This is a genomic window from Yersinia mollaretii ATCC 43969, assembly GCF_013282725.1.
Taxonomy (GTDB): Bacteria; Pseudomonadota; Gammaproteobacteria; order Enterobacterales; family Enterobacteriaceae; genus Yersinia; species Yersinia mollaretii.
In genome coordinates this window covers 511,550-538,545 of record NZ_CP054043.1, presented here as the reverse complement: position 1 = coordinate 538,545, position 26,996 = coordinate 511,550, and the positions used below count along the sequence as shown (strand labels likewise).

The window sequence follows — 26,996 nt, the reverse complement described above, 5'->3', positions numbered from 1 at the left end:
AAGTGAGGAACCTAATATGTCGCAGTTTTTGACCGAAGACTTTTTGCTCGACACCGAATTCGCCCGTCGTCTGTATCATGACTATGCAAAAGATCAGCCGATTTATGATTATCACTGCCATTTACCCCCAGAGCAGATTGCAGAAAACTACCGCTTTAAGAATCTGTATGACATCTGGTTGAAAGGTGACCACTATAAGTGGCGTGCGATGCGGACCAATGGTGTTGCAGAACGTCTGTGTACCGGTGATGCCAGTGACCGCGAGAAGTTCGAAGCTTGGGCGGCAACGGTTCCTCATACCATCGGTAACCCGCTCTATCACTGGACACATCTGGAATTGCGTCGTCCATTTGGTATTACAGGTAAATTATTGTCACCGAAAACGTCAGAAGAGATCTGGCAGCGTGGTAATGAATTACTGGCTCAGGAGAGCTTCTCTGCCCGTGGCATCATGCAGCAGATGAATGTCAAAATGGTCGGCACCACTGATGACCCTATTGACGACCTGCGCCACCACAAAGCCATCGCCGCTGATGGCAGCTTTAACATTAAAGTGCTGCCAAGCTGGCGTCCGGACAAAGCCTTCAACATTGAAGCACCGAGTTTTAACGACTACATGCAGCGTCTGGAAGCGGCCGCCGATACTTCCATCAGCCGCTTTGCCGATCTCTGTACTGCACTGAACAAACGTATGGACCACTTTGCCGCCCACGGCTGTAAAGTTTCTGACCATGCGTTGGACGTGGTGGTTTACGGTGAAGCAGACGAAGCCACATTGGATGCGATTTTAGCGCGTCGTCTGGCGGGCAATCAGCCGAGCACTGAAGAAATTGCACAGTTTAAAACCGCCGTACTGGTATTCCTGTCTGGCGAATATCATCGCCGCGAATGGGTGCAGCAGTATCACATTGGTGCGCTGCGTAACAATAACAGCCGCATGTTTAATCTGGTGGGGCCGGATATCGGTTTTGACTCCATCAATGACCAACCGCTGGCGCAGCCGCTATCCCGCCTGTTGGATGCACAGGGTCTGCGTAATGCACTGCCAAAAACCATCCTTTACTGTCTGAATCCACGTGATAACGAAGTGATCGGCACCATGGTCGGCAACTTCCAAGGCGAAGGCGCGGCAGGGAAAATGCAGTTTGGTTCCGGCTGGTGGTTCAACGACCAGAAAGATGGGATGCAGCGCCAAATGACCCAACTGGCACAGTTGGGCTTGCTAAGCCGTTTTGTTGGCATGCTGACAGATAGCCGTAGCTTCTTGTCATATACCCGCCATGAATACTTCCGCCGCATTTTGTGCCAGATGATTGGCCGCTGGGTTGAAGACGGCGAAGCACCTGCGGATATTGAGCTGCTGGGTTCCATGGTGAAAAACATCTGTTTCGATAACGCGAAACAATATTTTGCCATTGAGCTATAAGCGCCCGCGCTGAATAGCGGGCAACCCATCACGGGGCTGCATGTCAGCCCCGCATAACTTTAACTTATTGTTTATTTAACGCTTGGCTGAAAAGCACGGACTGTCAGTGATGCACGGTCCAAAGCTGCATGCGTTATGAGGTGAACCCTGATGCAAACCCTGAACCGTCGTGACTTTCCCGGCCGTAGCCACCCAGACAAAATTATTCAGTTCGGCGAAGGTAACTTCCTGCGTGCTTTTGTCGATTGGCAGATTGATTTACTGAATGAGCATACCGATCTTAATGCTGGGATCGTGGTGATCCGCCCTATCGATACTGATTTTCCGCCCTCACTCAGCACACAGGATGGCCTGTATACGGCGGTGATCCGGGGTTTGAATGAGCAGGGCGAAGCGGTGCGTGAATCCCGCCTGATCCGCTCGGTTAACCGCGAAATCAATATCTACCGTCAATTCGATGAATATCTGGCGCTGGCCCGCGATGCCAATATCCGCTTTATGTTCTCTAACACCACAGAAGCCGGGATTGCTTGGAACGAAGCCGATCAATTCAGTGACGCGCCACCTAGCTCTTTCCCGGCCAAATTGACCCGTCTGCTGTTCGAACGGTTTGAACATTTTGCCGGTGCCGCAGATAAAGGTTGGGTACTGCTGCCTTGCGAACTGATTGATTACAATGGTGAAGCTCTGCGTGAATTGGTACTGCGCTACGCCAGCCACTGGCAACTGCCTGTTGAATTTACTCAGTGGCTGACTGAAAACAACACCTTCTGCTCCACCTTAGTTGACCGCATCGTCACCGGCTATCCACGTGATGAAGTGGCGGCGCTGCAAACTGAACTGGGTTATCAGGATAGCTTCCTCGACACCGCAGAATACTTCTATCTATTTGTTATCCAAGGGCCAAAAGCGTTGGCGCAAGAGCTTCGTCTGGATCAATTAGATCTGAACGTGCGCATTGTTGATGACATCAAACCCTACAAAGAGCGCAAAGTGGCTATCTTGAATGGCGCACACACTGCGCTGGTTCCGGTGGCTTACCTATCTGGGCTAGACACTGTCGGTCAGACGATGGACGACGCCCAGATCAGCCGTTTTGTAGAAAAAACCATTACCGAAGAGATTGTGCCAGTACTGGACTTGCCGGAAGAGGAGTTGTTGTCATTCTCTCAGGCGGTCTTGAGCCGTTTCCGCAACCCGTTCATTCAGCACCAACTTCTCTCTATCGCTTTGAATGGAATGACAAAATTCCGCACCCGTATCTTGCCGCAGTTGCTGACGTATCAGCAGCAGCAAGGCAAATTACCGCCACGCCTGACCTTTGCTCTGGCTGCCCTGATCGCCTTTTATCGTGGCGAACGTGAGGGGCAAACTTACCCATTGCAGGATGATGCTCACTGGTTGGAGCGCTTTTCTACCCTGTGGAGTGGCGTCAATCACAACGACATTACACTGGCTGAATTGGTTAACAGCGTGCTGTCTGATGCGACCCATTGGGGGCAGGATTTGACGGCCGTACCGCAATTGGCCGATCAGGTGACAGAACAACTGCAATCCATCATTGGCAGCGGTATGAGAGCTGCGGTAGCGGCATACAGCTAAAGGTTTAACTATGCAAAGTATTATAAAAATTCACCCGTTGGATAATGTCGCCGTCGCACTGCAAGACTTGGCCGCTGATGAAGTGATTGAGAGCGGTGAGTTTCGCGTTAAGTTAGCTCAATCGGTGGTGCGTGGGCATAAATTTGCCTTAACCGCCATCGAACCGGGGCAAATGATTGTTAAGTATGGTCTGCCTATCGGTCATGCATTAACCCTGATTCAACCGGGCGAACATATTCATTCGCAAAATGCGAAAACCAATCTCAGCGATCTGGATGAGTATCAATATCTGCCAGAATTCAGTGAGTTGCCGCCGCAAATGGCGGATCGCGAGGTGCAGATCTATCGCCGTGCCAATGGCAATGTGGGGATCCGCAATGAACTGTGGATCATCCCAACAGTGGGCTGTGTGAATGGGATCGCGCGCCAGATTCAGCAGCGTTTCCTCAAAGAGACGCAAGATGCTGAAGGTATTGATGGCGTTTATCTGTTCAGCCACCCCTTTGGCTGTTCACAGCTGGGTCAGGATCACGAAAACACCCGCACCATGCTGCAAAACATGGTGCGCCATCCGAATGCCGGTGCGGTGTTGGTGATTGGTTTGGGCTGTGAAAACAATCAGGTAGACGTTTTCCAGACCACGCTGGGCGAAGTTGACGACGAGCGCGTGCACTTTATGGTGTGCCAACAGCAGGATGATGAAGTCGAAGCGGGTCTTGAGCATCTGCGTGCTCTATATCAAGCCATGCGCGATGACAAACGGGTTCCGGGCAAGCTGAGCGAGTTGAAGTTTGGTCTGGAGTGCGGCGGCTCTGATGGGTTATCCGGTATTACCGCCAACCCATTACTGGGGCGCTTCTCCGACTATGTGATTGCGAATGGCGGCACATCGGTGCTGACTGAAGTGCCGGAAATGTTCGGCGCGGAACGCATTCTGATGAGCCGCTGCCGTGATGAAGCCACGTTTGAAAAGACCGTCAACATGGTCAATGACTTCAAACAGTACTTTATTGCGCACAACCAACCGATTTATGAGAACCCATCGCCGGGCAATAAAGCGGGTGGTATTACCACACTGGAAGAGAAATCACTGGGCTGCACCCAAAAAGCGGGGCAGAGCAAAGTGGTTGATGTGCTGAAGTATGGTGAGCGCTTACAACGCCCCGGCCTGAATTTGCTCAGCGCACCGGGCAATGACGCGGTGGCAACCAGTGCATTAGCGGGGGCAGGCTGCCATATGGTGCTGTTTAGCACGGGTCGTGGCACGCCTTACGGCGGTTTTGTCCCCACAGTCAAACTGGCAACCAACAGTGAGTTGGCTGCCAAAAAGCCACACTGGATCGATTTCGATGCGGGCAAACTGATTCATGGCACCTCAATGGACAGCTTACTGACTGAGTTTGTTGATCTGATCGTCGATATTGCGAACGGCAAACCCGCCCGCAATGAAGTGAACGATTTCCGCGAACTGGCGATCTTTAAAAGTGGCGTAACCTTGTAATTACTGTGTCTTTTGATTAATATGAAACGGTGTTTTATTTTATATGAATAGAACACCGTGCTCCCCGCGTGAAGGGGACAGAAAATTCATTATGTAAGACGCAGTGCGGGTAACCGCACACCAGGACTCTCCCACCATGACCCTCTATTGGTTTGCTCAAGCCGTTGGCGTACTGGCCTTTTTTGTCGGTATCACCCTATTTTTCAACCGCGATGAGCGGCGCTTCAGACTTCAACTCTCAGCATACAGTGCCATTATTGGCTGCCATTTCTTCCTGATGGGGGCCAGTGCTGCCGGCAGCAGCGCCATGCTTAATGCGTTACGTAATCTGGTGGCTGCTAAAACCCATAGTATCGTGGCGATGATGGTGTTTATCATCCTGACGCTGGCGTTTGGCCTCTGGCGTATGCAGAGTGCGATAGAGATTTTACCGATTTTTGGCACCGTCATCAGCACTTGGGCGATGTTCCGCACCCATGGGTTGACCACCCGCTGCGTGATGTGGATCTCCACTGTCTGTTGGGTGATCCATAATGTGTGGTTGGGGTCTATTGGCGGGTCATTGATTGAGGGCAGTTTCTTGCTGCTCAACGGCTTTAATATTATCCGTTTCCGTCGGCTGCAACTCAAAGGGATCGACCCTTTTAAAGTTGAGAAAAAAGCGACCAAAGAAGAGGCCGCCCAATAAAAATGGGGGCCTATTGGTCCCGACAGGTTATTGACAAAGTGCCAGCGGCGGAGAGAACAGGCGGATCGTAAAGACGCCGTCAATCCATCCATGGAGGCTCGAGCCGCGCCATCCCTGGCGCGGACGCTTTACTCTTCCGACTGTCCTCACCGTTCCCGATCGAGTCATCGGGGTTTGTCAGTAGTCTGACGAGGGCCTATAGTCCCCGATAGCCATTATCGCGATCAGACGATTTTACGGCTCGCCAGCGGATCGGGATTCGCCAATCTTGCATCGTCAGCCTGACACGCCGCCGCAGTAAACAGCACGTCGGTTGAGGAGTTCAGCGCGGTTTCGGCTGAATCCTGCAATACGCCGATGATGAAACCAACAGCAACCACCTGCATCGCCACTTCATTCGGAATCCCAAACATGCCGCATGCCAGCGGGATCAGCAGCAGCGAGCCACCGGCCACACCGGATGCGCCACAGGCGCAGATCGCCGCAACCACACTTAACAGCAGGGCGGTTGGCAGATCCACGGCAATACCCAAGGTATGAACCGCCGCCAGTGTCAGCACGGTGATGGTAATCGCCGCGCCCGCCATGTTGATGGTGGCACCCAACGGGATGGAGACAGAGTAAGTATCTTCATTCAGGTTCATCTTCTTGCACATTTCCATATTCACGGGAATGTTGGCGGCTGAACTGCGGGTAAAGAAGGCGGTAACACCACTTTCACGCAGGCAGGCGAACACCAATGGATAGGGATTGCGGCGGATTTTCCAGTAAACAATCAATGGGTTGACCACTAATGCCACCAGTAACATGCAACCAATCAACACCACAAGCAGCTGTGCATAACCCAACAACACGCCAAAACCCGTTTCTGCCATGGTTGAAGAAACCAGCCCAAAAATACCCAGCGGTGCGAAGCGGATAACCACCCGTACCACTTTGGTGACGGCATCAGACATATCATTAATCAATGCCTTGGTGGTATCTGCTGCGTGACGTAAGGCAACGCCCAAGCCCACAGCCCAAGCCAAGATACCGATATAGTTGGCATTCAGCAGTGCATGGATAGGGTTCGCGACCACACTGTTCAGTAAGCCCTTCAATACTTCAACAATTCCGCCGGGCGGGGTGATATCCGCATTTTGGGTGGCCAAGACCAATGTGGATGGGAACATAAAGCTGACGGCAACCGCAATCAGTGCCGCGGAAAAGGTGCCTAACAGATACAAAAACAGAATAGGGCGGATACTGGTTTTCTGCCCTTGTTTATGATTGGAGATCGAGGCCATCACCAGCATTAAGACCAGAACAGGTGCGACGGCTTTTAATGCGCCAACGAATAACGTACCGAACAGGCCGACGGCCATTGCTGCAGGGGTGGAGACTAACGCTAAAATGATACCGGCAACCAAGCCGATGAGTATCTGTTTAACTAAACTACCGCGAATAATAAATCCGATAAATCCAGAAGGTGTCTTTTCCATAGTTTTCCAGTGATGCCTCTTCACAAGTTGTACTTGTCTTATTTTTAGTCAATATAACCATCGTCGTGCACCCGGCCGGAACGTGGTCGAGCGATGTTTTCCACACCTGTAACTTAGTATTATTTGTAACTGGGTGTGTTTGCTTTGACAGTATAAGGGAATCTATTGGGTAGGAAAGAAACAATCAGCAAAATCCAATGCAGATCTAATTTGCATAACATTTTGTTTACATTTATGTGATCGCAATAACATTTGGGTCGGGGGGGAGAAATGCGAGATAAATGCGGGGTAATATCCACCCCGCATAATATATTGTATCGCTAAGATGACGACTTATCAGTAGCCTTATCTGCTGCTGAACGACGATCTGTGCGATGATTCACCCAAACGTTAATCAACAATGTCAGCGCCAAAATACCGGCCACCACACCTAATGAAATGCCGATAGGGATATGGAACAGATCGATAAGCATCATTTTGGTACCGATAAACACCAGAATGACCGATAAGCCGTACTTCAACATGGAGAAGCGCTCGGCCACGCTTGCTAGCAAAAAGTACATGGCGCGTAAGCCTAAAATAGCAAACAGGTTAGAGGTCAATACAATAAAGGGATCGGTCGTGACGGCGAAGATAGCTGGGATGCTGTCGACGGCAAAAATCACATCACTTAACTCAACCAGAATCAATACCAGCACCAGTGGTGTGGCGTAGAGCAGGCCGTTTTTACGCACAGTAAAGCGGTCGCCATGCAGTTCGTCAGTCATACGCAGATGATTACGAATCCAGCGAACCAGCGGCTTTTCACCGATAGGTGTGTCGTCCTCTTTCGCCAATGCCATCTTGATACCGGTAAACAGCAGGAAGGCCCCGAACAAATACAGGATCCAACTGAATTGCGACACCAGCCAGCTTCCGGCGAAGATCATGATAGTACGCAGCACAATCGCACCCAGTACACCGTAAATCAGCACTCGGCGCTGCAAATTGGCAGGGACAGCAAAATAGCTAAATAGCATCAGCCAGACGAAGACGTTATCGACAGCGAGTGCTTTTTCAATCAGATAGCCGGTCAGAAAGGCTAGCGCTTGTTTGTCGGCGACTTCACGGCCGACGGTTTCGGCCAGATACCACCAGAAACCGGCGTTGAACAGCAGAGACAAACTCACCCAGACCAGTGACCAGCAAGCCGCCTGGCGCAGTGTCATAGTTTGGGAGCCACGACGCCCCTGTAACAGCAAGTCGATGGCGAGCATGATCGTCACCACAACAGCAAAACTACCCCACAATAAGGGAGTACCCACGGTATTCATCATTCATAAACCTCACAAAAACAAAACGGCCAACGTCGGAAGACGCCAGCCGCTATGTCTGAGCTGCAAGCAAACCTCGCCTTCCGGCAAGGTCTCACTTACAACTCTACTAATGCAACGCCCTAAATAGGTGTTGGTGCATTAATGAGGTTGCCCGGTAACCGGGTGCTTTCGCACCGTAATGACGGCAGACCGGCAATGAAGTTACTCCCCTTTGCCGCGCAAAAATAATGGAAAATGGCCTGCTGGTCAACAACTGAAACAAAATATTAACGTTTACCTTTGCACTTGAAGTTGCAGCGGTGTTGGCTGCAACGCCAATGACGGAGGGTAGGCCAATGACTTCAGCTAGATAGCAGGTGGCTGGGTATCTGCTGGGAAAATAACGCCAGTCTGACGGCGAATCTCCGTCTGAATACGCGATGTCAGTAATGACAACTGCAACCCCGCGTGTTCCACCTGCCTACTTTCAACCAGATTGGCAAAAACCTCAGCTTCATACAGCATAGTATTAATATGCTGCGGTTGCGTCAGGTCTTGTGAATGGCTGCCGCGTGGCGTAAAGGCAATGGATTGGCATTCAGAGATACTTTCGATCACCAGCGAACCATCTTCGCCCTGAATTTCACTGGGGATATCTGATTGGCTAACTTTCGAGTGGATAATAGCCACATCAAAATCACCGTAATTCAGACAAATGGTGCCGTGGGCATCCACCCCGCTGGGCAGTAAGCTGGCACTGGCGAGCACTGATTTGGGTTCACCCCACAGTGCCAGCGCACTGGCCAGACAGTAGTAGCCAATATCCATGATCGAGCCGTTAGAAAACGCCGGATTAAAGGTATTCGGGTTTTCGCCATTCAGATAACGTTGGTAACGGGAGGAGTATTGGCAGAAATTAATAAAAGCTTTACGCAGTTTACCCACGCGTGGCAGCGACTGTTTTAGCTGAATAAAATTAGGCAAATAGGCCGTTTTAAAGGCTTCAAACAGCACCACTTCATGCTCGCGGGCGCAGGCTACCAGTGATTCGACTTCGGCCAGATTTGATGCCAATGATTTTTCACAGATAACGTGCTTTTTATGACTGAGGAACAGTTTAGCCTGAGGGTAATGCAAGGAGTTCGGGCTGGCGATATAGACTGCATCAATTTGATCACTCGCCGCTAGCGCTTCCAGATCATCAAAGCATTCAGTGACGTTATAATCAGCACCAAATTTTTGAGCCTGATCCTGTTTACGAGAGTAAACCGCGACCAGTTTTATCTTTCCACTTTCGTGGGCAGCATCAACAAAGCGCGCGGTGATCCAATTGGTGCCAATAACGGCTAAGCGAATCATAGTGAACTCCATTCCTACAGAAGAAAAACACGTTTAGCCGCCAGATTATCATGACCGCAGAACTACGGTTGGGTTTATAACTCTAGGTCTATAGCCAAAGTAATACACTAAAGGCTAGTAAATCGCGCCAAAAAGATCCAAATGGGTCAGATAGAGGCGAGTATCAAACTCTAACTGATGATATTGCGACTCCATATGGCAGCACAAACTGTAGAATGCTTTGTTGTGATCTTTCTCTTTTAAATGTGCCAGTTCGTGGACCACGATCATTTTGAGAAAAGCTTCTGGGGCATTTTTAAATACGGTCGCGACCCGGATCTCTGCTTTGGCCTTCAATTTGCCACCCTGCACTCTGGAAATCGCGGTGTGCAGACCCAGCGCATGTTTCATCACCTGAATTTTATTGTCGTAGGCAACTTTACTCAGTGGTTGAGCATTGCGCAGATACTGATTTTTTAAGTCGGTCGTGAATTGGTACAGCATTTTATCGGTATTGTAACCATGAGGTTGTGGGTATCGCTGGCGCAATATGCTCCCAAGCCGCTGGTCAGTGATAAGTTGACGTACCTGAGATTGTAAGTGTTCGGGATAACCTTGCAGATAGGTTAGTTCCTGCATATGTATTTACTCTGGCTAATTTGATGAATCTATTGAGAGTGGTGATAGCTCGATAATAACGGTTTCCTGTCGTTTAGACAAAAAACGACCCATGCCAGCATCACACATTGTGTTTTGCCAGCATGGATTGTTTTAATTTAAAGGGGCAGTGACTTAAAAGTGGTAATTCCCCCCAATCGTCGCTCGCGTCTCTGAGTATTTGTCGTGCCCAAATTGTTGACCGACATGAGTCCACAACTGGAGGTTACTGTTGATTTTGCCCTCAATACCCAGTTTCAGTTCAGCAATATTGCGGTTCCCTTGTGGCGCAACATAGGTGTGGCTTAGCCATGCGCCTTTATTCCCATTGTCATGCATCCAATTGGCTTCAAAGGAGGGGCTGACTTGCAGGGCTTTGGCAGACAAAGTATCAACGTCAAATTCCAGTGCGGTTCGTATACCTAATTTAGTCGCGACAAAATTGCTCTCTTCTATCGTGACCTGTGCGTCAGTCGCTTTATGATGTTGCAGCCCACTAGCACGCTGCCAAGATACTTTCGCATTAGGCTGTACAAAGAGTCTGGCCTGCTCTTTTTCGAACAACTGAACTTTGTAACCCGTTTCCAGTGCCGTGGTGAAGAGGTAAGATTTGTAATTCGTGAACGCGCCAACGCCTTGTGTTCTCACTTGATTTTTGAAAAAGCTGTATTGCGCCAGCAAGTCAATGTACAGCCCGAGTTGAGTGTCGTTGTTGGCGTACCAGAGGTGGTATAAGCCGAGGTTATAGCCTTCTACTGTTCCGCGAGCATATCGATTAGATTCAATTGCATGGCTGTCGCTTGTGGCCCGCCCAAAACCCGCAGTGATACCCAGAAGCCCCTGATCGTTCCCGCCACGGCTCCATTTGCTTATCGGCCCCCCAAGTTGAATCGCGTAGCGAGAACTCTTGGTATGCAGTTGTTTGTCGCCTGAATTAAAACGATTTTTTGCGCTAGAGGTATTGAGCCACATGTGGGTCGATTTCTTCTCGCCTGTGATGGGATCAATATAGTGGGTTTCTCGTTGGTGATGTTGTAAGTCATCGGTAATAAACATCTTTTGGGCGTTTATTTGGTTGGCGATATAGCTTCCGATCTGCGGGTTATCTTTAATGGCGGGGACGGGTTTGGGGACGAGTTTAGGTGCTGCTTTGGGTTTGGTTGCGGTTGCCTTGGGCGGTGTTTTCGATGCAGTAGCCTTTGACGGGGTCGGTTTCTTTGTCTGCGCTGCCTGTGCTCGTTTTTCCGCCAGCTTTACCATCTCCTGTGCCTCCCCCTGTTCCTCCTGTTTCGAGAGTTCCAGTATCACCATTGGTGCCAGCGCCGGTGTTTGCTCCAGTTCCACCTGCAGCAGTGTGAGTTCCTGGGCCATTGCCTGGGCCTCTTCTTCCCCCGTTTGGTTCTTCTCCTTTTGCGCCAGCACAAACTTCAACTGGGCCTGCTCCTGAGCTCGAGTCAGCTTCATATGCGCGAGCTCCACCATCTCCGGCAGCAGCCGCTGCGCGAGCTCCAGCAGCTGCGCGAGTTCCAGCTGCTGCATGAGCTTCACTATCCCCGGCAGCTGCTGTTGCTGCTGCTGCGCGAGCTCCACTATTTCCGGCAACTGCGCGAATTTCGCCAGATCTCGCTTCCACTCCTGCTCCTGCTCCCACGACCCCCTGTCGCTCTCTTTTTTTGCATTATCAACACTCGCCCATGTAGCGGTACTGCTCAGTATGAACAACAGGGCACCGAGGGTTTTAGCGCAAGGTGTTAAACGATATGGGATATGAGTTGATGAGTTGGTGGGGCGAGTAGAGTGAATCGGCTGAATGAAATTTAATAATGACATTATTGGTTTACCTTCCTGGTAATTGATACTTAAGCATTTTTATGCTGACTGTAATAGTCCCGACGATAAAGATAAGACGTAATATGAGATAAAATTCTGGCCTCTAACTATTTAAAGTAAAAGGTGTTTTAAAGCACAAAGGTTAAATAACTAAATCTAGAATGATTTATTATTTAATTTCTTCAATGAATTAATGACGATGAAAAGTTAATTAACAATGTAGGCTTACATTTCCGGCGGTATTCTATGTTGAGCTAATAGGAATTGAATATATTGATAATGACTTGGCATGAAAATAATATTTAATAAGGATGGGGCGTGGGCCAAATACGCGGTCTATTAAGCTAGTTTTCGGCCACTCACCTCGTCGTCATCTCAACATTTTTTTTGTTTTGCTGGTCTTGGTTTCGAAAAAATGGCATTTAAGTAAAAAAACATTTTACTGAGCGCCCGTTTTAGGGGATAAACAGCCCAAATTTATTATTCAGGAGCGGTGATGAGCCAACTCTTACTGGGAACGCAAAGCCTTGAGCTTGAGCGTTTTCCGCCACAAGAAAATTCCAATACCCTACAGGCGTGGGAAGCAGCAGATGAATATCTGCTACAAAACATTGACTTAAACCAAATTGATGGCCGCCCGGTGCTGGTGTTTAACGATCAGTTTGGTACGCTGGCCTGTGCTTTACACGCCCATCGGCCATTCAGTGTCAGTGACTCTTATATGAGCCAATTGGCGACGGCGCATAATTTGCGTTTAAACCATCTGGATGAAGAAGCCGTTACACTACTGAGCAGCATTGATGCTTTGCCAGAAGCCCCTAAGCTGGTGGTGATTAAGATCCCTAAAGCGCTGGCGCTGCTGGAGCAGCAATTGCGTGCTTTGCGCCACGTGGTTGCGCCGGATACGGTGATTATTGCGGGTGCAAAATCTCGCGACGTGCATAACTCGACCCTGCAACTGTTTGAAACCATCTTAGGGCCAACCAAAACGACGTTGGCATGGAAGAAAGCGCGATTGATTCACTGTGAAGTGGCCGATCTGCCACTGACCGACGCGCCCGAGACCACGGACTGGCCGCTGGCGAATACCGAGTATGTTATCCATAACCACGCGAACGTTTTCTCCCGCAATAATCTGGATATTGGCGCGCGCTTCTTTATGGAGATCCTGCCGTATGATGTGACAGGCAAAATTGCTGATCTTGGCTGTGGTAATGGGGTAGTGGGTCTCATCGCGCTGGAGCAAAATCCACTGGCAGAGATGCTATTTGTTGATGAGTCCTATATGGCAGTAGCGTCCAGTGAGCTGAATATCACTTATAACCGCCCGCAAGACTTGTCGCGCTGTGAATTTATGGTGAGTCATGGTCTGGCAGGTGTTGAGCGTGAGAGCCTGCAGTTGGTGCTCTGCAATCCACCTTTCCATCAACAACATGCGGTGAGTGACCATGTTGCGTGGCAGATGTTTTGTGATGCTAAACGTTGCTTGAAGGTGGGGGGCGAGCTGATGATCGTCGGTAACCGCCATCTGGACTACTTCCACAAACTTAAGCGCTTGTTTGGTAACTGTGAAACTCTGGATTCTAATCAGAAATTTATGGTGCTGAAAGCGGTGAAGACGGCCTCATCTCGCTCAGAGGGCGGGGGTTCAGGGAGTTTGGATATGTCGTATAGCGATTTCTAGATACCCTGCATACCCTGCGTCCTTGAAGCCGCAGGGTTGTTAGCGGCGTTCACTTACCCGAATCACTTACTTGTGTAAGCTCATCGGGATGCGTTCTCTTGCTGCCTACCTGCGACTCCAATGACTTTGGGTATTCCCTGCGAGTGTTTGAAGCCGCAGGGTTGTTAGCGGCGTTCACTTACCCGAATCACTTACTTGTGTAAGCTCATCGGGATGCGTTCTCTTGCTGCCTACCTGCGACTCCAATGACTTTGGGTATTCCCTGCGAGTGTTTGAAGCCGCAGGGTTGTTAGCGGCGTTCACTTACCCGAATCACTTACTTGTGTAAGCTCATCGGGATGCGTTCTCTTGCTGCCTACCTGCGACTCCAATGACTTTGGGTATTCCCTGCGAGTGTTTGAAGCTGCAGGGTTGTTAGCGGCGTTCTCTCACCCGAATCACTTACTTATGTAAGCTCATCGGGCTTCGTTCTCTTGCTGCCTACCTGCGACTCCAATGACTTTGGGTATTCCCTGCGAGTGCTTGAAGCCGCAGGGGTGTTAGCGGCGTTCACTTACCCGAATCACTGATGTAATTCAGTGATTCGGATGACGTTTACGGATGTTAGAAGTGGTATTTTATACCCGCCAATGCATTGGTGTTTTTATCGTTATAGCGACCCACCTGATAATCTATCGTCGCCCAGATATGCAGTTGCTGCTCAATTTGACTCTCTAAGCCAATCTTGAATTCAGTACTATTTTTACTTCTGCTCTCAATGCGTTGCCCTGAAATAATCGTCCCGGTATTTTGATTTTGGCGAAGCCAGTTAACGGAAATAAAAGGCGTGAACTGGCTATCTTGACTATTGATGGTTTGCAGGTAAGTTTTGGCACCTAGACGCGTGACCATATGACCTTTATTGCCATCACTGATCAGCTCGTCATAGGCTGTTTTATGTGTTTGTGCCTGAATTCCCTGCAAGGTAATTTGTGCATTCGGCTGAATGAAATAACTCAATTGATCTGTGGTTGCCATTTTAAAGGTATAACCACTTTCGATTGAGGTAGTGAAACCGGATGATTTATATTTATCCTCTGCTTGTTCCTGACCATTAACAGTATTGTTAAACCAGCTATATTGCGCCAAGGTATCAATATAGAAACCGGTATTATCTTTTTGCTCAGGTAACCAAGTTGCATATACGCCAAGGTTATAACCATTAACCGAGCCGTTGGAGTAATAGCCTGTAACTTTAGACTGGCTGTGGTTTGTGGCTTTACCCAGCCCAGCCCAGCCAACACGCCAATACGTCCGTTCCCCTCTTGAATCACATCCATTCCGAGTTGGACTGAGTAGTATTTCCCTTTGATATTTAATTGATCGACAGCATGACCAAAATTATTTCTCCCGCCTTGGGTGTGCATCCACATGCTGGAGGTGCGCCATTGTCCACTCGCCGCATCTTTATATTGATAGCTGCCAGAGCGATCGTCTAAGCGGGTATTAAACAAGCTCCTTGCCATGACAATATTGGCAATATAGCTGCCATTTTCAGGGGCATAAACTTGTGGCTGGCTGGGTAATATTGCAGGTGTTGCTGGTGCTGCTGGTGCTGCTGGTGCTGCTGGTGCTGCTGGTGCTGCTGGTGCTGCTGGTGCTGCTGGTGCTGCTGGTGCTGCTGGTACTGCTGGTACTGCTGGTACTGCTGGTACTGCTGGTACTGCTGGTACTGCTGGTACTGCTGGTACTGCTGGTACTGCTGGTACTGCTGGTACTGCTGGTACTGCTGGTACTGCTGGTACTGCTGGTACTGCTGGTACTGCTGGTACTGCTGGTACTGCTGGTACTGCTGGTACTGCTGGTACTGCTGGTACTGCTGGTACTGCTGGTACTGCTGGTACTGCTGGTACTGCTGGTACTGCTGGTACTGCTGGTACTGCTGGTACTGCTGGTACTGCTGGTACTGCTGGTACTACTGGTACTACTGGTGCTGTCGGAACTACTGGTGCTTTCGGAGCTGTTGGTACCGATGGCACTGGTGGTGTTATAGGCGCTGATGGTGGGATAACGGCTTCAACGGGATCAGCGTTATCTTGAGTTTCACTTTGGGTTACAGTCGGTTTAGCATCAGTTGGCTTGGTATTACCCGCGACGAAATCCTTGTGTTGACTGCGCATATACCAGTTTTTGTCGAGATCGCCTTCACCTCGGCCTAATTTGTATTCATAAGCACCCACCTTATAACGGCCAATTTGTTCAAATTCCCCAGCAGATATTCCTTCGACCCCGATAAGGGGGATACCGATCTTAGTTTGTGCTCCTTTACCATTCTCATTAATGATTTTGACTTTAGTAAGACCCGTCGTGTTGCCTTTAATCAGTATATAGTCTGTTATAGAGTCATCACCTGCCAACTGACTACGGAATACTAAAGTGCCGCTCTGACCTTCATAATTTCCATCAATGACTAATTTATTGCCGATTGCAGTCGTGCTTAAAATCAGTGATCCTGTTTCTAATATAGTCAAGTTACCGATGTTAGAATTACCCGTCATATTCCAAAAACTATCTTCACCAATAGAGATATTACTTCCCTGTAAAGTGGAAGTTAGAATGCTTTTCTCTAACATAAGATCAGTATCTTTCTTACCATTAATATAGCTACCTATAAAAATAGCATTGGATAGTTTTAGAGTACCCCCATTGATATTTGTACCACCGGAGTAGAAGTAATCTGCACTATCGGAGCCACGCTTACCGGATAAGGTTAATATTGCTTTCCCCTCTTTGGTTAATGAACCTGTACCATAAATTATTGTGTCAATATTGGTATCATTATCAATTTTGAAGATAAGCTCTCCATTATTCTGAATAAAATGACCTTTGGTTTTTAATGTTGCGGTCGGTGATAATTCAGTTTTACCTTCTAATGTGACATCACTAAGTAATTCCAATCCCCCCGCTATTTGAGTGTTTTCAAGTGTTACACCTTTCTCATCTATTGCTATCGGGAAGCCATTAACCATTAGAACTCCCCCTGTGAGAACCTGGGTATCACTAGCAGTCCCGTTATTGGCGACAAACATTATGTTGCTGGGTTCTGAATCCAACGTTGAATGGAGGATTGTTGCAGTGGCTGTTGATGTCTCTCCTACGGCAAACCTGCCTCCCAAAAGGATATCGGTAATATTGGCTTCACCAGCTATTAGATGAAATTCGCCACCCTTAACCTTGATATTCCGGGTACTACTAGTAAGAATACCGAGGTAAGAGGAATCAGAATTAAGATAAAGCTTTCCCCCTTTCTCGACTGTAGAGTCTGATACTCTGGCATTGTTTTTAACGTCTAAACGTACACCGTCGACTATAGTGACTTGTGACGCTGCATCGCCTGATTCGAGAGTTGTATCTTTATCAATAGTCTTTTGAAAATAACGTGTCGCCATTGCAGGCGAACTACCTAATATAAAAATGGCCGAGGCAACAAACAGAGCAATAGGACTCTTATTCTGACTTAATAGACGGTTTTTTTGACTGTTTTTTATATTTATCTGAGTTGTTATTTTCGAGTTTATTCTATTTTTCATGATATATATTACTGTCCATGTATTTAGATTGAGAATGAATAACCTGTGCATTATAGATTTCGGTTATTATTATTGAGTGTAAGTGAATGGCTATGCGCTATAATTTGTTTGGTCGTGATAGGTTGTTTAAAAATGGACTTTATTACATTTAAGTTCGACGGTTCAATTTTTTATTCTTATAAATATTATTATTCATTATTTATAAATAGGTGTTAGCTCTTCTTGTATTTATCAACCTAAAGTAAATCACCCGAACAACCCCTTGCGGGGCCGTCATAAGCGAGGGGCAATATCAATATTTAGCTGTGGCCCACGTCTGACTAAATTGCATCCATTTGGTCAGGGTGGGAGAGAAAAACTTATTTTGCTGATAACAGAGGGTGAATTTGCGGAAAAAACGCTGTTCCGTAGGTAATTGAACAAAATGATCGGCATAAAAAGGCTGTTCAAGCATACGGCTGGAGATAAACGTGATGCCCAGATTGTGGCGTACACAGGAGAGAATCGCGTCAAAAGCGTTGAGTGAAAGTACCACCTGAGGGTTATTAAGGTGCAGGGCGAGTTGGTTTTCAAAAAAGGCCCGGCTGCTGGAACCCTGTTCACGTAACACCCAGCGCTCTTGGCTCAGTTGGATATAAGAGATCGGCCCCTTTTGAGCTAATGGATGGTTTTTCCCTGCGACGACCACCATTTCATCCTCTATCCACGGCTCACAAATCAGATTTGGCTCGGTTGCTGGCCCTTCTAACAAGGCAACATCAATCTCAAAGCGGTTGATCATGCTGCTGATTTTTTGCGTATTGGCAATCACTAGCTGCGGTAACCAACCATGATGACGTTCAAACTCTCCCAGCATGTCGGGCAACAGATAACTACCAATCGTTTTGGTACAGCCTAATCGGAGCTGGGTATCAGCCTGATTATCGCCAAATAGCTGCTCAATGCCTTGCATACGTGCCAGTAGCTCATCTGCAACCGGTAAGAGCTTCCGACCCTCATGATTAATAAAAAGCCGCGCATGTTGCCTGTCGAATAACTGAACCCCCAGTTGAGATTCCAGTTCTGCCAGCGTTTGTGATACCGCCCCTTTGGTCATAAAGAGGGCATCAGCGGCCTGAGTCATACTGCCATGACGCACAATAGCCACTAAGACGGATAACTGTTTGAGGGTGATGTTCATTGTTTAGTTTTACTAAACTCCACGTTAAAAAAAACTACATTTTCTGAATAATAGCTCAAGCCTATAGTGATGTTGTAAAAAAGATAAATCGAGGTGAAAACGTGTTGCGATATTTACAGCAAAAAGTTCGGGGATTGCCAACACCGGTTGCGGGGTTGGCGTTAGGAATTGCTAGCTTAGGTTGGTGCTTAGAGAATGCGCTACCGCTACATGGCGTAGGGCAAAACACCGGGGCTTTGATTGCGGTGGCACTGCTCACTGTGATGGTGATACGTTTTATTCTCCACCCTGATACCCTTGTTCAAGACCTAAAACACCCTGTCGTTGGCAGTATTGTTCCCACATTTGCGATGGCGGCAATGGTGGTGTCGAAAGCATTAGGCAATACATGGTCTACCGCAGGAGAGGTCGTGTGGTTAGTGGCGGTGGTAATCCATCTTATCGCGCTGGCCTGCTTTATTTACCATCGGGTGAAAGATCTACAGATGCACCATATGGTCCCCAGCTGGTTTATCCCTCCGGTCGGGATTATTGTCGCTGATGTTACCTGTCCCGGTGATGCTTATACTGAATTTGCCCTCGTCTTATTAGCCATTGGTATGGTGAGTTACCTACTGATGCTGCCTATGATGATTTATCGTTTGATGTTTCGCACTGAAGTCCCTGATGCGGCCAAACCCACTATCGCCATTATGGCTGCTCCCGCCAGTTTATCATTAGCCGGTTATCTGACCGTGGTAAAAGAGCCTTCGCTGCTGATATGTGCCATATTGCTGGGTATTGCTCTACTCATGACACTGATTATTTACTGCGCTTTCTTCCGCTTAATGCGGTTACCGTTTAGCCCAGGTTATGCCGCCTTTACTTTCCCGATGGCAATCGGTGCAACAGCACTCTACAAAACGGCAAACTTAGTCAGTCATTACCCGCAGGCAACGGAATATGCTAACCAACTCTCTATTATGGCAACCGTGGAATTGGTGATCGCCACACTGGTTATTGGCTATGTTGCTGCCCGATTTATTCATAACTACTTATTATTACCCATAATTAAACCAGCCCAAGAGCCATTAAATAATTAAATTCACTCGGAGGTGAATAATGGAAAAACCTGAACAGGCTTATATTATCCCAGCGGTAAGCTTGGCCTTCTTTCTGTTTTTTCTTGTGTTGTCGCTATTTTTATAGCTAAAAGCTAGAGAATATAAAACCACATCTCAATAGAAGTGTACCTGCCTGTGTTAATGAGTGTTAAATATAACTAAATAAACTGACACCTTATTAATTCATTTTCATCGATAATATTAGGAGCTGCCTGTGAAAGTAGAATTTAAAAAAGTTGCTGTGCTTATGTCTGCACTGTTTTTATCATCTAGCCTTTATGCCGAAAATCTGCAATGTGATAATAAGGATTTCACACTACAGTTATTAGGCTCTGGTGGACCTATTTCTGACGACCAGCGTTCTTCTTCTGGAGAGATTATTTGGTGGAAAGGAAAAGCGGCAATATTAATTGATACTGGCAGTGGTGTATTTCTGCGCTTTGGTCAGTCAGGTGCCCGTATGGAAGACCTCAAATTGATCGCCTTAAGCCACTTCCATACCGATCACACAACCGACCTGCCTGCACTATTAAAAGGGGCTTACTTTTTTAGCCAGCCCTCGCGTATTGATCTTGTCGGGCCAATGAGTGGGGGGGTATTCCCATCCGCAACCCAATTTTTTGACCGTTTATTTAACCATGAAAAGGGTGCTTATGCTTATCTCTCCGGTCTTTATGATGCGACGGACGGCTTGCAATTAGCCGTTAATGTTAAGGATATAGATTACCGAGCGCCTAAGGCGGTGACGGTTTATCAAGACGATGAACTAAAAGTCACGGCATTGGGTATTCCACATGGCGATGTTCCCTGTCTTGCTTTCCGTGTTGAATCCGCAAAGGGCGTTATTGTAGTTTCTGCTGATCAGAATGGTTCACGTAAAGAGTTCATCGATTTTGCTAAAGGTGCCGATATTTTGGTTATGCCGACAGCTATTGATGAAAATGCCGATGCAACCTCCAAATATTTACATGCTTCACCGAGTGTTGTCGGGAAAATTGCTGCTGAAGTGAATCCCGGCATATTGGTTCTGAATCACTTCATGGGTAAAGGATTAAAAATGAAGGATGAAAGTATCGATATTATAAAAAAATACTACAAAGGCGACGTCTATTCCGGCCGAGATCTCTCCTGTTTTCCTATTAACTTAGTCAAAGATAAGAAGGTGGCACAATAATGAAAAGGAAAATTATTCTATCCATTGCCGTGGGTTCATTAATGGGAGTTGGCGCGACACAACTGGCTCATGCGGAACCTAATGCGCCTGAAGCCGTATCGATTAAACCGCAAAGCGGTGGGAAATGTGCCAGTGGTAAGTGCGGAACAGAGAAGATCTATTCGCAGGCTAAAATCACCCATGATCCGCAAAATTTACTGGTGCGTGCACGCGACGGCAAGTGTGGTTTGGATGGTTACGGCTTACAGCAACAGGCACCGGAAAAAGAGGTGCTGGACAAATTTACGAGCGGTGTATGCGGTCAATAAACAGCGAAGCATTTGGTATCGGATTACGCAGTGAGCATGTGGCTGAATTGGCTAGCACACCGCGACGCAAGGATATCGATTTCCTTGAGTTAGCTCCTGATAACTGGATGGGCATTGGTGGCATAAAAGAGCAGCACTTGGGTGATATTGCAGAGAAATATCCGTTGGTAGCGCATAGCCTTAGCCTCTCTATTGGCGATTGCCTGCCACTGAACCGCGACTATATTCACCGAATTCGCCGCTTTCTGGACCGCTACGATATTGCTCTTTATAGCGACCATCTCTGTTTCTCTCGGGATGAGCAAGGATATTTATACGACTTATTGCCTATCCCTCGTTTTGCGAAAACCCTCGATTATCTGGTTGCCCGCATTGATGAGGTACAAGATATTTTACAGCGCCCACTGGTGTTGGAAAATATCTCGGCTTACCACGGCTATGAGGGGGAGATGTCAGAGCTGGAGTTCTGGCAGCAGTTGCTGGAGAAAAGTCAGTGCAAAATGTTATTGGATATCAATAATGTTTACGTCAATAGCTGTAACCACCAGTTTGATGCACATGCCTATATCCGTGCGTTACCCAGCGATAGGATCAGTTACTGTCATATCGCCGGACATTTGAAAACAGCGGATATGTTGCTGGACACTCATGGCAAACCCGTGGATCAAGCCGTGTTGGCGTTGGCTCAATTCACTCAAGCCTGCCATGGCAGCAAACCTGTCTTGCTGGAACGAGATCACCATCTGCCACCACTAGAAACACTCTGTGATGAACTGGGGCAAATCAAAAATGCCCTCACTCCTCTAGGTGAGCCTCATGCGTAATTCCGTTCCCCCGACTGAACTACTAATAGCCACGCGGCAATTTACCCGTCAGCTACGAGAGACAGCAGAGAAAAACGGTGCTATCTCCGCTGAATACGGTCGATCTGTTAAATACGATCGATCTGTTAAATACAGTCGATCAGTTGAATGCTATCGCGGTTTTTTGCGTAATCACATTCGTGGGGTGCTACAGACAGCATTTCCACTGCTTGATGGCAAGCTAACAGAAGATCAGAGAAGCACGCTGGTTGAGCAATTCATCAGCTTACATGATGCGCAAGAACCCGAGTTTCATCAGATAGCGAATGAGCTGATCTATTTTTTGCAGCAAAAACCGTGGCTGACCGATGAACTGCAAAAAATCATGGAGTATGAATGGCTGCTGTATGACTGTGAGATAGCAGACAGCCAAGTCCCCCAGCCGAGTGACACTCCGCTACAGCCAACAACAATACTGAGAATAAATCCCACACTACAGAATATACGTCTGCCCTGGCCAGTGACCCAACAGGGGCCGACGTGGACGCAATCTGGAGATTATCTGTATGCCATTTATCGCAATGCACAACATGAAGTTTTACGCCAAGCATTGGGTCTCTGGGATATCGCCATCATTGAGCCGATTGATAAAGGTGAAACATGTCGTTTGGCTGAGCTAGGGCAGCAATTAACCCTCAGCCCAGAGAGATTGCACGCGTGGATTCTGTGGAATCGTAAAAACGGTTTAATTTGGACAGAAGAACATTAAGGAATTGCTATGTTTAGTCAGATTTATAAAGGATATAACTATCTAGTCACTCAATGCCAAAAAGCAGATTTTGTCGCATTACTGGCTATTCGCCTGTATCTCTTACCCGTTATTTGGGAGGGTGCCCACAGCAAAGTGACAGGTTTTAGTGGTCTGGTGACATGGTTTGGTGACCCGGTTTCTGCGGGAGGGCTAGATATGCCATTCCCTTTTCTGCTGGCTCTGTTAGCCACAGTGACTGAAGTGGCGGGGTTAATCTGTATTGCCTTGGGCTTATTTACCCGCCTGATCGCCATTCCCATGATTGTGGTGATGAGTGTGGCCAGTGCTATGGTCCACTGGTCACACGGTTGGTTGGCGATTGCGAGCAAAGGAATGGAATCAACCCAGCGGATGGATAACTTCCTCACGTGGTTGGCGGCGAATTTCCCCGGCCGCTATAACTATATTACTGCATTGGGTGATCCGGTTGTGTTGAATAACGGGATGGAGTTCTCCGCCACCTATTTTGTTATGTTGTTGGTCCTCCTATTTTGGGGAGGCGGCCGTTATGTTAGCGCTGACTACTGGTTAAAAGATCTCTTCTGCACTAATAGCCGCATAACCAAACTGCGATATTAATGGCCACTGTCGGTGATATTTTTGCATTGTTACAGGGTGGGCATTTGCTCCACCCTGTTGCTATTCGCTGGCATAGATTCCAATAGTTAGCATAGATTGCCAATAGCCCGCTTAGATTGCTAACGCCAGACGTGTTCCTTGATCAATCGCTCGGCGGGCATCCAGCTCGGCGGCGATGTCAGCACCCCCAATCAAATGCACTGTTTTGCCCATATCCAGCAAGGGCTGGTGCAATTCACGGCGTGACTCCTGACCAGCACAGATAATAATAGTATCGACGGGCAGGCAGCTACTTTGCTCGGCGCGAGTGATATGCAAACCTTCATCATCAATGCGTTGATAGCTGACACTGTTGAGCATCTTCACGCCGCGCATCGCCAGACTGGTGCGGTGGACCCAGCCGGTCGTTTTGCCCAAGCCTTCGCCCACTTTGCTGGTTTTCCGCTGTAACAGGAAAATCTGCCGAGGCGATGGCTCGACTTTGGCCCCGGCGGGTGATAAGCCGCCGCGATGGGCCAGATCTTGATCGATCCCCCATTCACGGCTGAAGGCGGCGCTATCCAAACTGCTGGAATCGCCGGATTGACTGAGGTACTCCGCCGTATCAAAACCAATTCCGCCAGCCCCGATAATGGCGACTCGTTCACCCACGGGTTTTTTATCGCGCAATACATCCAGGTAGGTCAGCACTTTGGGATGATCTATCCCCTCGATGGCGGGTAAGCGCGGTTGAATGCCACAGGCGAGGATCACTTCATCAAAATCGGCCAGTTGTTGTGGCTGTACTGGGGTATTCAATTGCTGAACGACGCCATGGAGCACCAATTGGCGGCGGAAATAGCGCAGGGTTTCGTAGAACTCCTCTTTGCCGGGGATCTGCTTGGCGATATTGAACTGGCCGCCGATATCGGCAGCGGCATCAAACAGTGTGACCTGATGACCTCGGCTGGCGGCGGTCACAGCAAAGGCTAATCCGGCCGGACCCGAACCCACCACCGCTAACCGTTTTGGTGCTTCTGTTGGCAATACGGGCATTTCGGTTTCACGGCAGGCGCGTGGGTTGACCAAACATGACGTCAGTTTGCCGTCGAAAATCTGATCCAGACACGCCTGATTGCAACCGATACAGGTGTTAATTTCATCGGCCTTATCTTGCGCGGCCTTCTGGACAAAAGCGGCATCGGCTAAGAACGGACGCGCCATCGAAACCATATCTGCACAGCCCTCGACCAGTACTTGCTCAGCAACGGCGGGGTCATTAATGCGGTTAGTGGTGATCAGTGGAATGCGCACTTTCCCCATCAGTTTGCGGGTCACCCAGCTAAATCCGGCCCGAGGAACCATGGTGGCGATAGTAGGAATTCGTGCTTCATGCCAACCAATGCCCGTGTTAATCAGGGTAGCTCCGGCCTCTTCAACCGCCAGTGCCAACTGTTCGATCTCGTTCCAACTGGAGCCTTCCTCCACCAAATCGAGCATCGACAGGCGGTAAATGAGGATAAAATTTGGCCCGGTGGCGAGGCGAACCGCCCGCACAATGTCGACGGCAAAACGCATCCGACGGGTGAAATCGCCACCCCACTCATCATCGCGATGATTGGTTCTGGCGGCGAGGAACTGATTGATGAGATAGCCCTCAGACCCCATCACCTCAACACCATCGTAACCCGCCTGTTTGGCCAGTTGGGCGCAGTGGGCAAAGTCAGCGATGGTTTGCAGTACCTCATCATGGCTTAATGCATGTGGCGCAAAGGGGTTAATGGGCGCTTGCAGCGGAGAAGGGGCGACAGGCTGTTTCTGATAGCTGTAACGGCCTGCGTGGAGAATCTGTAGCGCGATTTTTCCGCCCGCCTGATGCACGGCGTTGGTTACTATTTGGTGATGCGCCACCTGTGCGGGGTCATTCAGCACGGATGCGCCCTGATAGACCACCCCTTGCTTATTGGGCGCGATGCCGCCCGTCACAATCAGGCCAACGCCGCCCGCTGCCCGCTCAGCATAAAATGCCGCCAGACGTTCTGGCCCATCGGGTAACTCTTCCAGTCCGGTATGCATTGATCCCATTAATACGCGATTTTTCAGGGTGGTAAAGCCAAGGTTCAGGGGGGCGAGCAGGTGAGGGTAAGCTAACATTGCAGTCTCCATCGGGTGTACTTCTGGCGCTATCAATCAGCTCAATATCGCCAAACCGTTATTGTTATTTCTCGCCGCCCTTACCTGATAGCGCAAGTGGTCGGATGAGATTTTTTACTCAAATTTAGACGGTGCCGTGCAGCTTGGGAAATTACGATGTGCTGATTGTGATAGCGGTCATGAATATGACGTCGAAAGACGGTATCCCAGACTCAGGATACCGCTTAGAAGAAGGGAACTATGAATAACTATTAATAACGACGAATAACGATTAATAACGACTAATAACTATGCATTACGTTTATAGAGGCTAGCCACCATAAAGCAGCTAAATGAACTGAACAGCATTTCAATGCCGACCAAGGTGGTCACCATAGTGATCGACATCAATGGCCCCGCGCTCACCAAGAGATAGGTGATCACCAGATCCAGCACCCCCAGTAAAATTTGCAACCATGCGCCCGGCATTCCCCAAGTTTTAAAGCCAGTGATCAGCCGCATGACCCCACCAAAGGCAAAGAGCACGGCGAGAACCACCGCCAGACTTATCATACCGATTGCTGGGTTTGTGACGAACACATAACCCATAACAATGTATGCCACACCGAGCAAAATACCGGTCACCATCGGCCAGAGGTTATGAGAGCGGTTGGCAATCATCCCGACAATCAAGGCGATACCACTGAGTAACAACAGAATACCGATGATCTTGCTCAGCACCACGCCGGAGGCTAATGGGTTAATCAGGCAGAATATTCCGCCCAGTAGCAATAAAATGGCAATGATCTGCATTATCCATCGCTGCTTTTTTAATGCGCTTTCATCAAGATTCATGAGGTATTTCCGATCAATATTAAGCATGACTTTAACTCCTGTATGATCTGAATGATGTATTGATGACTGCGATTAGTATAAGCCTATCATTTGATGTATAAATAAAATTAATGATATCAATGCGATTCAGACATGGAATGTTTCCTTTACATCCTCAGCCTGCCTGTTGAGCCACCCAAGTCATTTGGTGGGGTGGCAACAGGGAAAAGCGGCACTGGGCGAGCATCACACGCTGATATTATAAACTTTTCCAGAAGAGGGTAAGTTCGCCTGACCCTCTTGGCTGTACATTGATGCGTTGGAACCCACTTTATCGACTGCGTTTTTTAGGTTGGCACTTTTTTGTATGTGCATGTCGAGTAATAGATGAATTTTCTCGTTCAACTCATTAGCCACTTTAACTTTCTGGATAATATTGCTCCAGTAAGATGCAAATCGTGTATTTTCTGGATAAGGGGCCGTCTGTTGTAGCGTTATTTCCTGCTGCTTACGTAATTCATCATAATGACTGATGGTAGACAATAATTGGCTTTTGCTATCAGACACAATTTGCAGTGAGACTGGATTTATTTGTGTCCGTCTTAATTGGTTTATCTCTTCGATAAGAATGGCTTCGAATTCCTCGAGAGAACCCTCCAATTTAAGCAGAATGGAGCGTAAGTTTTCCATTTTCATTTATTTATTACAACTTATGAGAGTTGAAAGATATCTTGTACCAGGGCATGGGCTATGTGATCGCTATCGAGGTTAAGTTCACCCGCGTCCATAGCTGCCTGAATTTTAGCGATACGACCATAATCAATATCACGGGAGTCGTCGAATTGGATCTGCTGGGTCAATTGACTTAATTTCACCTGCGTACCCGACACTTCATTGCTCTCAATGTGTTGCGAGCTTAGCTCTTCCACTTTTGAGCGCACTTTTAAATCTTGCTGAGCATTAACAGCCGTAACTGCTAGGGGTTGTTGTGTGCGATCTATACTCATTATTATCCTCGGCA

21 protein-coding genes and 3 pseudogenes are annotated in these 26,996 nt (G+C 48.2%); 11 read left to right on the top strand and 13 right to left on the bottom strand.

What is annotated here, in order from left to right; translation table 11 throughout:
- Positions 1–16: 16 nt before the first annotated feature.
- From uxaC to HRD69_RS02330, 4 genes are all read left to right on the top strand, one after another.
- On the top strand, positions 17–1,426 hold the full coding sequence (gene uxaC / locus HRD69_RS02345; protein WP_004877904.1) for a glucuronate isomerase: 1,410 nt from the start codon (positions 17–19) through the stop codon (positions 1,424–1,426).
- 150 nt (positions 1,427–1,576) lie between these two features.
- On the top strand, positions 1,577–3,028 hold the full coding sequence (locus HRD69_RS02340; RefSeq protein ID WP_172984592.1) for a tagaturonate reductase: 1,452 nt from the start codon (positions 1,577–1,579) through the stop codon (positions 3,026–3,028).
- 10 nt (positions 3,029–3,038) lie between these two features.
- Positions 3,039–4,529, top strand: coding sequence for a UxaA family hydrolase (locus HRD69_RS02335; RefSeq protein WP_004877910.1), 1,491 nt, complete (start codon positions 3,039–3,041; stop codon positions 4,527–4,529).
- Positions 4,530–4,665: 136 nt separating this feature from the next.
- Positions 4,666–5,217: a YgjV family protein gene (locus HRD69_RS02330; RefSeq protein WP_004877912.1), complete on the top strand. Its 552-nt coding sequence runs from the start codon at positions 4,666–4,668 to the stop codon at positions 5,215–5,217.
- 20 nt (positions 5,218–5,237) lie between these two features.
- On the opposite strand, the pseudogene HRD69_RS20480 reads toward HRD69_RS02330, so the two are convergent.
- From HRD69_RS20480 to HRD69_RS02305, 6 genes and pseudogenes are all read right to left on the bottom strand, one after another.
- Positions 5,238–5,309 (bottom strand): annotated as a pseudogene (locus HRD69_RS20480) (gluconate 5-dehydrogenase); the annotation flags it as partial.
- A 132-nt stretch (positions 5,310–5,441) separates the two neighbouring features.
- On the bottom strand, positions 5,442–6,698 hold the full coding sequence (sstT, locus tag HRD69_RS02325) for a serine/threonine transporter SstT (RefSeq protein WP_004878073.1): 1,257 nt from the start codon (positions 6,696–6,698) through the stop codon (positions 5,442–5,444).
- 320 nt (positions 6,699–7,018) lie between these two features.
- Positions 7,019–8,014: a TerC family protein gene (locus HRD69_RS02320; RefSeq protein WP_004878075.1), complete on the bottom strand. Its 996-nt coding sequence runs from the start codon at positions 8,012–8,014 to the stop codon at positions 7,019–7,021.
- Positions 8,015–8,359: 345 nt separating this feature from the next.
- Positions 8,360–9,352: a Gfo/Idh/MocA family protein gene (locus HRD69_RS02315; RefSeq protein ID WP_004878078.1), complete on the bottom strand. Its 993-nt coding sequence runs from the start codon at positions 9,350–9,352 to the stop codon at positions 8,360–8,362.
- Between the two features lie 114 nt (positions 9,353–9,466).
- Positions 9,467–9,970, bottom strand: coding sequence for a M48 metallopeptidase family protein (locus HRD69_RS02310; protein ID WP_004878080.1), 504 nt, complete (start codon positions 9,968–9,970; stop codon positions 9,467–9,469).
- A 153-nt stretch (positions 9,971–10,123) separates the two neighbouring features.
- Complete coding sequence (locus tag HRD69_RS02305) at positions 10,124–11,818, bottom strand: autotransporter family protein (RefSeq protein ID WP_004878082.1); 1,695 nt, start codon at positions 11,816–11,818, stop codon at positions 10,124–10,126.
- Positions 11,819–12,314: 496 nt separating this feature from the next.
- On the opposite strand from HRD69_RS02305, the gene rlmG reads away from it, so the two are divergent.
- The gene (gene rlmG / locus HRD69_RS02300) at positions 12,315–13,502 is read left to right on the top strand and encodes a 23S rRNA (guanine(1835)-N(2))-methyltransferase RlmG (RefSeq protein WP_032815609.1); all 1,188 of its coding nucleotides are present in this window, start codon (positions 12,315–12,317) and stop codon (positions 13,500–13,502) included.
- Between the two features lie 603 nt (positions 13,503–14,105).
- On the opposite strand, the pseudogene HRD69_RS20820 reads toward rlmG, so the two are convergent.
- The 3 genes and pseudogenes from HRD69_RS20820 to HRD69_RS02290 form a co-directional block, all read right to left on the bottom strand.
- Positions 14,106–15,049: pseudogene (locus HRD69_RS20820) on the bottom strand (autotransporter outer membrane beta-barrel domain-containing protein); the annotation flags it as partial.
- 579 nt (positions 15,050–15,628) lie between these two features.
- Positions 15,629–16,039: pseudogene (locus HRD69_RS20815) on the bottom strand (autotransporter outer membrane beta-barrel domain-containing protein); the annotation flags it as partial.
- A gap of 1,324 nt (positions 16,040–17,363) precedes the next feature.
- On the bottom strand, positions 17,364–18,251 hold the full coding sequence (locus tag HRD69_RS02290; protein ID WP_004874770.1) for a LysR substrate-binding domain-containing protein: 888 nt from the start codon (positions 18,249–18,251) through the stop codon (positions 17,364–17,366).
- 101 nt (positions 18,252–18,352) lie between these two features.
- Between HRD69_RS02290 and HRD69_RS02285 the strand changes: the two genes are divergently transcribed.
- The 6 genes from HRD69_RS02285 to HRD69_RS02260 all read left to right on the top strand — a co-directional run bounded on the left by HRD69_RS02285 (position 18,353) and on the right by HRD69_RS02260 (position 23,029).
- Entirely contained in the window at positions 18,353–19,333 is a 981-nt protein-coding gene (locus HRD69_RS02285) for a TDT family transporter (protein WP_004874771.1), read from the top strand.
- Between the two features lie 235 nt (positions 19,334–19,568).
- On the top strand, positions 19,569–20,528 hold the full coding sequence (locus tag HRD69_RS02280; RefSeq protein WP_244262991.1) for an MBL fold metallo-hydrolase: 960 nt from the start codon (positions 19,569–19,571) through the stop codon (positions 20,526–20,528).
- Complete coding sequence (locus HRD69_RS02275) at positions 20,528–20,836, top strand: hypothetical protein (RefSeq protein WP_032814038.1); 309 nt, start codon at positions 20,528–20,530, stop codon at positions 20,834–20,836. The genes HRD69_RS02280 and HRD69_RS02275 overlap by 1 nt, the downstream gene beginning before the upstream one ends.
- Positions 20,824–21,660, top strand: a complete 837-nt coding sequence (locus tag HRD69_RS02270) for an MbnB/TglH/ChrH family RiPP precursor modification enzyme (protein ID WP_032814040.1) — start codon at positions 20,824–20,826, stop codon at positions 21,658–21,660. The genes HRD69_RS02275 and HRD69_RS02270 overlap by 13 nt, the downstream gene beginning before the upstream one ends.
- The gene (locus tag HRD69_RS02265; RefSeq protein ID WP_032814042.1) at positions 21,653–22,408 is read left to right on the top strand and encodes an HvfC/BufC family peptide modification chaperone; all 756 of its coding nucleotides are present in this window, start codon (positions 21,653–21,655) and stop codon (positions 22,406–22,408) included. Before HRD69_RS02270 ends, HRD69_RS02265 begins: the two co-directional genes overlap by 8 nt.
- Positions 22,409–22,417: 9 nt before the next feature.
- On the top strand, positions 22,418–23,029 hold the full coding sequence (locus HRD69_RS02260; protein ID WP_004874775.1) for an HvfX family Cu-binding RiPP maturation protein: 612 nt from the start codon (positions 22,418–22,420) through the stop codon (positions 23,027–23,029).
- Between the two features lie 111 nt (positions 23,030–23,140).
- Here HRD69_RS02260 and HRD69_RS02255 read toward each other — a convergent pair whose 3' ends face one another.
- The 4 genes from HRD69_RS02255 to flgM all read right to left on the bottom strand — a co-directional run bounded on the left by HRD69_RS02255 (position 23,141) and on the right by flgM (position 26,982).
- Positions 23,141–25,162, bottom strand: coding sequence for an NADPH-dependent 2,4-dienoyl-CoA reductase (locus tag HRD69_RS02255; RefSeq protein WP_004874776.1), 2,022 nt, complete (start codon positions 25,160–25,162; stop codon positions 23,141–23,143).
- Between the two features lie 288 nt (positions 25,163–25,450).
- Positions 25,451–26,023 (bottom strand): HdeD family acid-resistance protein, encoded by a 573-nt coding sequence (locus HRD69_RS02250; RefSeq protein WP_032814044.1) that lies wholly within the window; start codon positions 26,021–26,023, stop codon positions 25,451–25,453.
- 198 nt (positions 26,024–26,221) lie between these two features.
- A complete protein-coding gene (locus HRD69_RS02245; protein ID WP_032814100.1) occupies positions 26,222–26,665 on the bottom strand; it encodes a flagella synthesis protein FlgN in 444 nt (147 codons plus the stop codon).
- Positions 26,666–26,685: 20 nt separating this feature from the next.
- Entirely contained in the window at positions 26,686–26,982 is a 297-nt protein-coding gene (gene flgM / locus HRD69_RS02240) for a flagellar biosynthesis anti-sigma factor FlgM (protein WP_032814045.1), read from the bottom strand.
- Between the last annotated feature and the right edge of the window lie 14 nt (positions 26,983–26,996).

Bases quoted from the DNA above. Each gene is read 5' to 3' on its own strand.
- sstT (WP_004878073.1), bottom strand. From the start codon at position 6,698: ATGGAAAAGACACCTTCTGGATTTATCGGATTTATTATTCGCGGTAGT.
- HRD69_RS02310 (WP_004878080.1), bottom strand. From the start codon at position 9,970: ATGCAGGAACTAACCTATCTGCAAGGTTATCCCGAACACTTACAATCT.
- rlmG (WP_032815609.1), top strand. From the start codon at position 12,315: ATGAGCCAACTCTTACTGGGAACGCAAAGCCTTGAGCTTGAGCGTTTT.
- uxaC (WP_004877904.1), top strand. From the start codon at position 17: ATGTCGCAGTTTTTGACCGAAGACTTTTTGCTCGACACCGAATTCGCC.
- HRD69_RS02330 (WP_004877912.1), top strand. From the start codon at position 4,666: ATGACCCTCTATTGGTTTGCTCAAGCCGTTGGCGTACTGGCCTTTTTT.
- HRD69_RS02260 (WP_004874775.1), top strand. From the start codon at position 22,418: ATGTTTAGTCAGATTTATAAAGGATATAACTATCTAGTCACTCAATGC.
- HRD69_RS02335 (WP_004877910.1), top strand. From the start codon at position 3,039: ATGCAAAGTATTATAAAAATTCACCCGTTGGATAATGTCGCCGTCGCA.
- HRD69_RS02340 (WP_172984592.1), top strand. From the start codon at position 1,577: ATGCAAACCCTGAACCGTCGTGACTTTCCCGGCCGTAGCCACCCAGAC.
- HRD69_RS02245 (WP_032814100.1), bottom strand. From the start codon at position 26,665: ATGGAAAACTTACGCTCCATTCTGCTTAAATTGGAGGGTTCTCTCGAG.
- HRD69_RS02315 (WP_004878078.1), bottom strand. From the start codon at position 9,352: ATGATTCGCTTAGCCGTTATTGGCACCAATTGGATCACCGCGCGCTTT.
- HRD69_RS02255 (WP_004874776.1), bottom strand. From the start codon at position 25,162: ATGTTAGCTTACCCTCACCTGCTCGCCCCCCTGAACCTTGGCTTTACC.
- HRD69_RS02275 (WP_032814038.1), top strand. From the start codon at position 20,528: ATGAAAAGGAAAATTATTCTATCCATTGCCGTGGGTTCATTAATGGGA.
- HRD69_RS02320 (WP_004878075.1), bottom strand. From the start codon at position 8,014: ATGATGAATACCGTGGGTACTCCCTTATTGTGGGGTAGTTTTGCTGTT.
- HRD69_RS02265 (WP_032814042.1), top strand. From the start codon at position 21,653: ATGCGTAATTCCGTTCCCCCGACTGAACTACTAATAGCCACGCGGCAA.
- flgM (WP_032814045.1), bottom strand. From the start codon at position 26,982: ATGAGTATAGATCGCACACAACAACCCCTAGCAGTTACGGCTGTTAAT.
- HRD69_RS02270 (WP_032814040.1), top strand. From the start codon at position 20,824: ATGCGGTCAATAAACAGCGAAGCATTTGGTATCGGATTACGCAGTGAG.
- HRD69_RS02290 (WP_004874770.1), bottom strand. From the start codon at position 18,251: ATGAACATCACCCTCAAACAGTTATCCGTCTTAGTGGCTATTGTGCGT.
- HRD69_RS02250 (WP_032814044.1), bottom strand. From the start codon at position 26,023: ATGCTTAATATTGATCGGAAATACCTCATGAATCTTGATGAAAGCGCA.
- HRD69_RS02305 (WP_004878082.1), bottom strand. From the start codon at position 11,818: ATGTCATTATTAAATTTCATTCAGCCGATTCACTCTACTCGCCCCACC.